General features: G+C 61.4%; 9 protein-coding genes. 5 read left to right on the plus strand and 4 right to left on the minus strand.

Going from position 1 to position 8,678, the window contains the following annotated elements; genetic code table 11:
- Window positions 1-41: 41 nt before the first annotated feature.
- Complete coding sequence (locus EI28_RS10835; protein ID WP_048114786.1) at window positions 42-275, minus strand: antitoxin family protein; 234 nt, start codon at window positions 273-275, stop codon at window positions 42-44.
- Window positions 276-586: 311 nt separating this feature from the next.
- Between EI28_RS10835 and EI28_RS10840 the strand changes: the two genes are divergently transcribed.
- A complete protein-coding gene (locus tag EI28_RS10840) occupies window positions 587-1,738 on the plus strand; it encodes a glycosyltransferase family 4 protein (protein WP_197018498.1) in 1,152 nt (383 codons plus the stop codon).
- On the opposite strand, the gene EI28_RS10845 is transcribed toward EI28_RS10840, so the two are convergent.
- Complete coding sequence (locus EI28_RS10845) at window positions 1,711-2,106, minus strand: DUF1616 domain-containing protein (protein WP_052379733.1); 396 nt, start codon at window positions 2,104-2,106, stop codon at window positions 1,711-1,713. The two genes, EI28_RS10840 and EI28_RS10845, sit on opposite strands and share 28 nt — an antisense overlap.
- Before the next feature lie 122 nt (window positions 2,107-2,228).
- Here EI28_RS10845 and EI28_RS10850 point away from each other — a divergent pair, with 122 nt between their 5' ends.
- Entirely contained in the window at window positions 2,229-3,080 is an 852-nt protein-coding gene (locus tag EI28_RS10850; protein WP_048114787.1) for a hypothetical protein, read from the plus strand.
- Here EI28_RS10850 and EI28_RS10855 read toward each other — a convergent pair.
- Window positions 3,072-3,980 carry a lysylphosphatidylglycerol synthase transmembrane domain-containing protein gene (locus tag EI28_RS10855; protein WP_048114788.1) on the minus strand — a complete coding sequence of 303 codons (909 nt, stop codon included), beginning with the start codon at window positions 3,978-3,980 and terminating at the stop codon, window positions 3,072-3,074. The two genes, EI28_RS10850 and EI28_RS10855, sit on opposite strands and share 9 nt — an antisense overlap.
- 13 nt (window positions 3,981-3,993) lie before the next feature.
- A complete protein-coding gene (locus EI28_RS10860) occupies window positions 3,994-4,749 on the minus strand; it encodes an undecaprenyl-diphosphate phosphatase (protein WP_048114789.1) in 756 nt (251 codons plus the stop codon).
- A gap of 172 nt (window positions 4,750-4,921) precedes the next feature.
- Here EI28_RS10860 and EI28_RS10865 point away from each other — a divergent pair, with 172 nt between their 5' ends.
- From EI28_RS10865 to EI28_RS10875, 3 genes are all read left to right on the plus strand, one after another.
- Window positions 4,922-6,655: a hypothetical protein gene (locus EI28_RS10865; RefSeq protein WP_048114791.1), complete on the plus strand. Its 1,734-nt coding sequence runs from the start codon at window positions 4,922-4,924 to the stop codon at window positions 6,653-6,655.
- 41 nt (window positions 6,656-6,696) lie between these two features.
- Window positions 6,697-7,689 carry a glycosyltransferase 4 family protein gene (locus EI28_RS10870; RefSeq protein ID WP_048114793.1) on the plus strand — a complete coding sequence of 331 codons (993 nt, stop codon included), beginning with the start codon at window positions 6,697-6,699 and terminating at the stop codon, window positions 7,687-7,689.
- Window positions 7,686-8,678 (plus strand): DUF354 domain-containing protein (locus EI28_RS10875; protein ID WP_048114795.1); only part of this gene is annotated, 993 nt, incomplete at its 3' end. The genes EI28_RS10870 and EI28_RS10875, both read left to right, overlap by 4 nt.

The following is an 8,678-nucleotide window of genomic DNA, read 5'->3' on the forward strand; positions in this document are numbered from 1 at the left end:
TGTTGAGCAATGCAATCCAGCAAGCCGTATCGACGAAACATCTATTCATGGGCAACCCGTTTCGGTGACCCGTACAGATAGTGGTCGTGCTCCTCTGCAAGGTCGGGGATATGGGTATCTACGGCAAGTGACGCGATGTCGAAAGCGGGATCCTTATTGGGATCTTCCGTGGAGGGGTGTATTGTGATGGTATATTTCTTCCCCGCTTCGAGATCGACGGGACCGGCCGGCCGGAAGACCGAGCCGTCAAACAGGACTTTCAATGTTTTTGCCATTCAACAGCCACCTCCTGCACGTACTGATGATCATGGTTTTCATGCACCATAAATGATTCTCACGTAGGGCGGCCGGGCTCGTCGGAGAACGACCGTCCGGAGGGTTTCAGCAGTGATCACCTGTCTCCGGTGCCCCTCCGGTTCGCGAGGACCGCCATCCCCTCCCGGTAGCGCCCGGCATCGAATTGGAAGAGAAGTTACATTCGCAAGGCGCTCGACAAAGGTCACTCTTGCTCGCTCGCCTCCTCTCGTCCCCGGCCCCAGAACGAATACCCTTATCCACCTCCCCCCACAACCTATCCACTGGAGGGTTGCTCCTGAAGATCGCCTACGTCTACGACGCCGTCTACCCCTGGGTGAAGGGCGGGGTCGAGAAGCGCATCCGCGAGGTCTCGGTCCGGCTCGCGGACCGGGGGCACGAGGTCCACGTCTACGGGATGCGCTGCTGGGACGGTCCGGCGACGATCGAGCGCGACGGGGTGACCCTCCACGGTGTCTGTCCGGGTGAAGGGCTCTATATTGACGGCCGGCGGACGGTCGCGCAGGCGCTCCGGTTTGGGAAGGCGGTGCTCCGGCCGCTTCTCTCCTCCGGCGCCGACGTCGTCGACTGCCAGAACTTCCCCTACTTCTCCTGCTTTGCGGCGAAGGCGGCGTCGGTGCGGCGGGGGTTCCCGCTCGTCGTCACCTGGCACGAGGTCTGGGGCGACTACTGGTATGACTACCTCGGCCGGCGGGGGGTCTTCGGGAAGGCCGTCGAGCGGCTGGCCGCCCACCTCACCGACCACCACGTCGCGGTCTCGCCCTCGACCGCCCGGGCGCTCGCGGGCCTCGGGGTCGCGGGACCCGTCCCGGTCGTCCCGAACGGGATCGATCTCGCGCGGATCGCCGCCGTCGCCCCGGCGGCGGAGGAGTGGGACGTCATCTTCATCGGCCGGCTGATCCGGGAGAAGAACGTCGACCTCCTCCTCCGGGCGCTCGTTCCGGTCCGGGAAGAGGTCCCCGATCTTCGCGCCCTGGTCGTCGGCGACGGGCCCGAGCGGCCGGCACTCGAAGCCCTCGCGCGCGATCTCGGGCTTCCGGTGACGTTCGCCGGTTTTTTGCCGGACTACGACTCGGTCATCGCCGTGATGAAGGCCTCCCGCGTCTTTGTCCTCCCCTCGACCCGCGAGGGCTTCGGGATCGCGGCGCTGGAGGCGATGGCCTGCGGAGTTCCGGTGGTGACGGCGGATCATCCCGGGAACGCGGCGCGGGATCTGATTGTCCCCGGGGTGAACGGGTTCTGCTCGGGGCTCTCGGCGGGGGAGCTCGGGGAGAAGATCTGCGCGGGGCTTGACCGCGCGGCGCTGATGCGGGGTGAGTGTCTCGGGACCGCCGGAGAGTATCGGTGGGAGAAAATTGTGGGGATGGTTGAGAAATATTACGAAGAAGCCCTGCCTCACAGCCCTCCTTCTTCCGGCCGGTGAACCCCCTCTCCCGCCCGGCAGCGCATCCGCCTGATTGTGGCCGCCGCCGTGAATGCGAGGGTGAATCCGGCGAGCGCAAGGAGGATCGATCCCGGCCTTATCCCCCAGGGAGTGTAGTTCAGCCCGAAACCGATAAAGACGGCGATACAGATGCTGAGCCCGATGCTGAGGGTCAGGCGTTCTATCCCCGTCAATTCTTCACGCTCCGGGAACAGGGCCTCGATGAAGACGTACCCGGGGGCAAAGAAGATCAGGGGAAATCCGAGGATCGCCCGCAGGGGCGTCTCGCTCAGGGGAGGGGCCAGTATGACCGCCGCAGCAACGAGGACGAAGATGATGACCGCCAGCAGATCGCGAAGTTCCGACATTACTATCCATAGGTACGATCCCGGATCCGTTAACGTTTTTTCTTTGGTTCTTCTCTCCGCCACGGTTCCCGGTCCGTATCATCTGGCAACGGTTATATGCGATTTAACGAATATCAGTAACTATGGATCTCGAAGATAAAACCATCGTATACGCCATCATCGCCGCCTGCGTCCTCGGGATTGCCGTCATCGGGGCGCTCGTGGTGTTTACCGGCACATCCGGCACCATGAAGGAGAGTTTCTCCGAACTCTACTTCGAGAGCCCGAAGGATCTCCCGAGCGTGGTCGATGTGGGAGAACCGGTGGCTTTTGCCTTCTCAGTCGTCTCTCACGAACTCTCCGAAACCCCCTATACCTATACCGTCAGGTATGACGACCGGATCCTTCAGTCAGGGAAGTTTACCTTACCGGCGGCCGGGACCGGAGGGAATACGAAGAAGGCCTTCAGCGTCAACTTCACCCCTGATAAGCCCGGTCTTGTCCGGGTAGGGGAGCCGGCGACCACTAGCCTCCGGACCACCTATAACGGGGCCGTTGGGGTCCTGGCCTCCACAAACGGCACCCAGGAACTTCAAGGAGGGAAGGATAGGATACTCCTGCCCGCAGACCTGTCCGGTTTTGGCCTCCCCGATCGTGAAGGGCTGCTAATCTTCGATCCCGCGGCCAGGGAGACCTTCAGCACCACGACGACCAGCGTGGCGCAGGTGGGTTCCTCGCCCGCCCAGACGACGCCGGCAAAGGACGCCGCATCTGCGGTGACCGGTTCCGGCTATTCCGTGAGTCGCACTGAATGGACCATCGATAATGACCACGGCACCATCAACGTCCGGAAGGAGATTACCAGCACCGAATACCGTTACACCTACCAGAAGGTCTCGGTGGATGTCGCTTCGCCGTCGACCGCGTACGAGATCCACTTCTGGATTCTCGTGCAGGAGGATCCTGAGGTTCTCCGGCAGACCCTTCTACACTAATTTTGTCGCGTATTTTCCCCCGACGAGCAGGTGGAAGGCCACGGTTATCCCCCGGTCGAGGAGCGCGATCGATACCCCCACCGTTGCGGGCACCCCGAGGCCTGCGAGAACCGCCGCGAGCCCTCCTTCCACCAGGCCGAGCCCGGAGAGCGACACCGGAACGAGGGAGAGAGCGCTCACCAGCGGCTGCAGGAGCGTGAGTGGCGGAAGGGGCACCGAATACCCCACCGCCCCGGCGATCAGGGCGACCCGTGCTGCGTGGGTGACCCAGGCAGCCGTGGTGAGGAGAACCGCCCGCGCCGTCAATGACGGGAGGTGGGGAACCTGCCCCGCTGCCTCGTCGAGTGTTTGCACGAACCCGGTTATCCGGGCGGAACCGAGCCGTTCAGCCGCGCGGATCACGAGAGGCCTCTTCAGCCAGAAGAGGGTGAAGGGGAGGAGGATCAGCAGAAGAAGGCATGCCGCCGGGATCAGGTAGCCCTTCCCTCCGGGCACCGAGAGGAGGACGAGGCCGGCGAACCCGAGGATCGCTATCGTCAGGAGGTCGGCATACCGGTCGACGGCAAACGAGGCGATCCCCTTGTTCAGGTCGATTTCATCCCGGACGAGGAACGGCCGGGAGAAGTCCCCGATGCGCCCGGGGGTCAGGTCGGAGAGGAGCACTCCCCCGACGAAGGCCCGGTATGCACGCCCAATAGGAAGGCTCTCCCCCATCGCCGAGAGGATGGATCGCCACCGGAGGGTGAGGATCAGGTAGGTGAACGCGTAAACCAGGAGCGCCAGAACAAGATATTCCGGCCTTGCCGAGGCGATGACGGAGAGGATCGCGGCGGGGTCGAAGAGCACGAGGAGGGCGGCGATGATGAGGATGCCGATGAGCAGCCTGAAGGCAGTCTTCACGTTCTCCCTCTTTTTACAGCGCGATCACCAGCACCACTGTGATCAGGCCGAGTACGATGCAGAACTTCGAGAAGTCCAGCGTCTTTGCGAGCCGGATCAGAACCTCCATCGAGAGGTAGCCGGCGACGAACGCAGCGGCAACCATCGTTACGGCGATCTCCACCGGGAGGGCGGCGGCGGAGTGATCGATGACCACCGCGCCGAGTACCGCCGGGACGCTGATCATGAACGAGACCGTCAGGGCGACGTCCTGGCGCACGTTCCTGAGCAGGAGCGTGCTGGTGGTGAGCCCCGACCTCGAGATCCCCGGGAGGATGGAGAATCCCTGGACGAGGCCGAGGAGGACCATGTCCCGGGTGGTGATCTCCCCGACATCCTTGATCCCGGCCCGGCCGGTCCTGAGGATGAGGCCGGTCCCGATGAGGAGGAGGCCGATGAGGAGGGTCACCTGGGTGCCGCTGGTGAAGGTGTCTTTCATAAGCAGGTAGAGCGGCAGGCCGGTGACGCCGGTGCAGAGGGTTGCGATGATGATCGTCCGCGCGAGGTTCGAGTCGAGCGCCCTGAGCACCCCGAGAAACTCCCGCCTGAACTTCACCAGGACCGCGGCCATGGTGCCCAGGTGGAGGAAGATCGAGCAGGAGAGGGCGGCGGCCGGGGTGATCCCGTAGAGTGCGATCATCGTCACCATGGTCTGGCCTTCGCTGCTGATGGGAAGCCATTCTGCAATCCCCTGCAGGATCCCGAGCAGGGCCGCCTGTTCGATCTGCACGTGGTATAGTTTCTGCTAAGACTATTTCATCGTTGTGAGATGGTTGCGGCCCGTTTCTGCCCGTCTTGTGTGAAAGCACTCGTTGCACCGCCATGAAGCGCTCGAAGTCTCATTTTATGAGGAAGGTTCATGCACCATGGGAAACAGACGCGATCACCGAGATGGTTGCCCGATGCTCCCCGACCTGCTGTTGAATATTATCTGCACCCTTGCCGTGGTTGCGGGCACGCTGCTCGCCGGGGCGCCGCTGGCCTTCGGCCTCGTCCGCAGCGCCCGGCCGATGACGAAACTCGCCCTCTCGTTTGCGGCCGGCTACGCCCTTCTCTCTCTCGCCGGGATTCTTGCGGGGGTTCTCGGGGCGGCCCCGTGGATGGGAGAGCTCCCCGTCCTGCTCGCCGGGACGGTCCTCTCGCTTCGGTACCGCGAGATCTTCACCCGGGACTTCGATCGCCTGGACCTTGCCGTCGGGTGCCTGTCGGTCATCTACGTCGGTATCGGCCTCGTCTTCTTCTCCGCGATCACCATGTGGATGGCCGGGGATGCCGTCGCCCACGCCTCGGTCATCCGCATGCTCCTCGACGGCGGGGAGGTGCCGGTCAGCCTCTATCCCTTCGGGAGCTACTGGGACTACTACCCGAAGGGGTTCCACTTCTTCTCTGCGTTCTGGGGCGGGGTCTTCCCGGTCTTGAACCTCGTGCAGACCATCCCGGTCCTCGTCACCGCCGTTACCCCGGTTCTCGTCTACTCGGCGGTCCGGGAACTCGGCCGCCGGGAGGTCGCCGTCTTTGCGTTCATCTTCGCCGGCTTCTGCTTCCCCGCGCACTACATGTACCTCATCTGGGCCGGCTACCCGAGCGCGGCCGCCGAGATGCTTCTCGTGGCCGCGGTCCTTGCCGTCGTCGTGGAGCGGCGGCTCCTGCCCCTGCTCGTCCTCGGGATGGCGTTTACCCACACGAGGTACCTGGCGTACCTGGCTGTGATCCTCGCCGTCTGGCTCGGGATCGAGTACCTGAGGGGTCATGCCGCGGCACTGAGGCGGTACCCTCTGGTCCTCCCGCTGCTCGTTGCTGCAGCCGTTGCCGCCGTCGTGCTCTTTGCTCCCGTTCACGAACCCGCGTTTCTTCTCTCGCTCGCCGGCAGCAAGGCGCTCGCGGCCGAGTACGTGGCGCAGTGGTTCTGGGCGCTCCTCTCGGTATTCGGTTTCGTCGTCGCGCTCTACAACCGCGACCGGCTCGACCGGCTCTGCATCGCCTGGACGGTCGCCATCGCGGGGATGTTCGTCTTCTCCGACATCGGGGTGCTCGACTTCGTCGCCACCCCGAACCGGGTCCTTACCCAGCTCTATGTTCCCTTCAGCATCTTCGGCGCGGCGGCGCTCGCGGCGATGGCCGCGGCCCTGCCGAAGGCGCGGCCGGTCTTCGCCCTCGTCCTCGTCTTCGCCGGCGCCGCCGCGATGGCGGTGGTTCTCTTCACCTACGCCGGGGCCTGGGCGCTCCCGCCGGAGGACTCCGCAGCGATCAAGTGGCTCTCTGAGCAGAATACGACGGACATGGTCTGCATCAACCTCGACGAGACCGGCGCGTGGGTCTACCCCATCGCCGGGGTCCCGGTCGTGCGGCCCCGCCTGGTGCCCGGGGATACACCATACAATTACAAAACAATCCAGCAGATGATCCGCGACCCGAACAGCGCAAAGACCCTTGCCGCGCTCCGGGAGGCGGGGGATGTGCCCACGGTTGTGTATGTCTCGAATATTTCCCTCTCGCGGCCCGGGTACGTCCCGCCGTTTTCCGAGTATTCCAGGGTCTATCCGAAGATAAACCCGGATTTTGACCCTGTTAATTACGAGACGCTGTACGAGGACGGTGCGAAAATCTATATGTTTCGTGCTGAGGCAGAGGGCTGAATTCGCTACCTTGATATAAACACTACACGAACAATTTACCAATGGATCTGGTCCTTCTCGCGGGCATCGTGCTGGCGAGTTTTTTTGTCACGTACTACATCGTTCCGCCCTGGATCAAGAAGGCGCATGCCCAGGGCCTTACCGGGAAGGACATGAACAAACCCGGCAGGCCCGAAGTCGCGGAGATGGGGGGTATCTGCGTGATATTCGGCTTTGTCACCGCGATCCTCCTCTACATCGGTCTCAAAACGTTCTACTACGGCACCGACGGATTCGTCCCGATCCTCGCCTGCCTCTGCACCGTCCTGCTCATCACCATCATCGGCATGATGGATGATGTCCTCGGCTGGAAGAGAGGGTTATCTCACTGGCAGAAACCGCTCTTCGCCATCCCGGCTGCGATGCCGATGATGGCGATCAACGCCGGGGAGTCTTCGATGGTGCTCCCCGTATTCGGGGCCGTTGACTGGGGAATCGCCTATCCTCTCCTGATCGTCCCCCTCGGCATCATGTGCGCTTCAAACGGCTACAACATCCTTGCCGGGTACAACGGGCTCGAGGCCGGGATGGGTGTCATCATCCTCTCGGTGCTGGGTTCTTTCGCGTTTCTCGCGGACAAAGCGATCCCCGCGGTTCTGGCGTTCGGGATGGCCGGCGCGCTCCTGGCCTTCCTGCTGTTCAACTGGTACCCGGCGAAGATCTTCCCGGGGGACACCCTCACCTACTCCGTCGGTGCGCTCATCGCCTGCATTGCAATCCTCGGCGACCTCGAGAAGATTGCGCTGCTGCTCTTCATCCCCTACATCATCGACTTCGGCCTCGTGCTCAGGAAGCGGTGCAAGGCGGAGGCGTTTGGCCGGGTCAACGAAGATGGGAGCCTGGAACTCCCCTATACCGGGATCTACCACATGACTCATCTTGCGATTGCGGCGCTTCGGAGAGGGAAGCGGAAGGTGTATGAGCGGGATGTGGTGTTTTTTGCCTACGGGGTAGAACTGGTGTTTGTGGGGGTTGTTGCGGTGATGTATCTATGAGAATTCTTTTTGATCTGGGGCACCCGGCGCACGTCCATTTTTTCAAGTACGTAATCCGGAATCTGGAGCGCGAAGGACACCAGGTAAAAATTTGTGTGCGGGAACGAGAGAGCATAGTAAAAACGCTATTGGCGTCGTACGGATACGCTTACGAAAATCTTGAGAGAAACACTCCTGGCCTGCTGAATAAAGCCGTCACGATGATTAAAAATGATATCAGGTTATTCAAGATCTCACAAAAATTCGATCCCGATCTCTACGTAAGCATGACGTCGCCGTACTCCTCCCAGGTCAGTAAGTTACGGGGCAAGCCATCGATCGTGTTCACGGATTCCGAACCGACAGGGCTCATTTTATCGTTGACGCTGCCTTTTACCGATGCAGTGATAACACCGATAAATTTTAAGAAGGATCTTGGAAAGAAGCACGTTCGTATCAGTGGGTTCAAGGAATCCGCGTACCTCCATCCGAACTGGTTCAGGCCGGACCCCGGTGTTCTGGATCTACTCGGCGTTTCAAAGGAAGAGAAGTATACTCTTCTTCGTTTCAATGCGTTCGACGCCTCTCATGACATCGGTATCAAAGGCTTTTCAGGGGACGATAAGAAGCATCTGGTCCGGGAACTTGAAAAGTATTCACGGGTTTTTATCTCATCAGAAACGCAGTTGCCGGCAGATCTTGAAGACTATGCCATCAGGATCCCCCCCCACAAAATGCACGACGTACTGTACTACGCTTCCCTGCTCGTAGGCGACACCCAGACTTCAACCACCGAAGCGGCGTATCTCGGCACTCCTGCAGTGCGGTGCAACTCGTTTGTGGGCCCCGATGATATGAGCAACTTTGTTGAACTTGAGCGGACGTACGGGTTAATATTCAACTTTGCCGACCCGGACGAGGCTATCGGAAAATCAATTGAGTTAATTCAGCGACCGGATATCAAGCAGGAATGGGCCGTTAAGCGAGAGAAACTGCTACAGGAGAAGATC

Source organism: Methanoculleus sp. MH98A, from assembly GCF_000691865.1.
In the GTDB taxonomy this organism is placed as follows: Archaea; Halobacteriota; Methanomicrobia; order Methanomicrobiales; family Methanoculleaceae; genus Methanoculleus.

Coding starts and splice junctions, on each gene's coding strand:
- EI28_RS10835 (WP_048114786.1), bottom strand. CDS start 275: ATGGCAAAAACATTGAAAGTCCTGTTTGACGGCTCGGTCTTCCGGCCG.
- EI28_RS10845 (WP_052379733.1), bottom strand. CDS start 2,106: ATGTCGGAACTTCGCGATCTGCTGGCGGTCATCATCTTCGTCCTCGTT.
- EI28_RS10850 (WP_048114787.1), top strand. CDS start 2,229: ATGGATCTCGAAGATAAAACCATCGTATACGCCATCATCGCCGCCTGC.
- EI28_RS10865 (WP_048114791.1), top strand. CDS start 4,922: ATGCTCCCCGACCTGCTGTTGAATATTATCTGCACCCTTGCCGTGGTT.
- EI28_RS10870 (WP_048114793.1), top strand. CDS start 6,697: ATGGATCTGGTCCTTCTCGCGGGCATCGTGCTGGCGAGTTTTTTTGTC.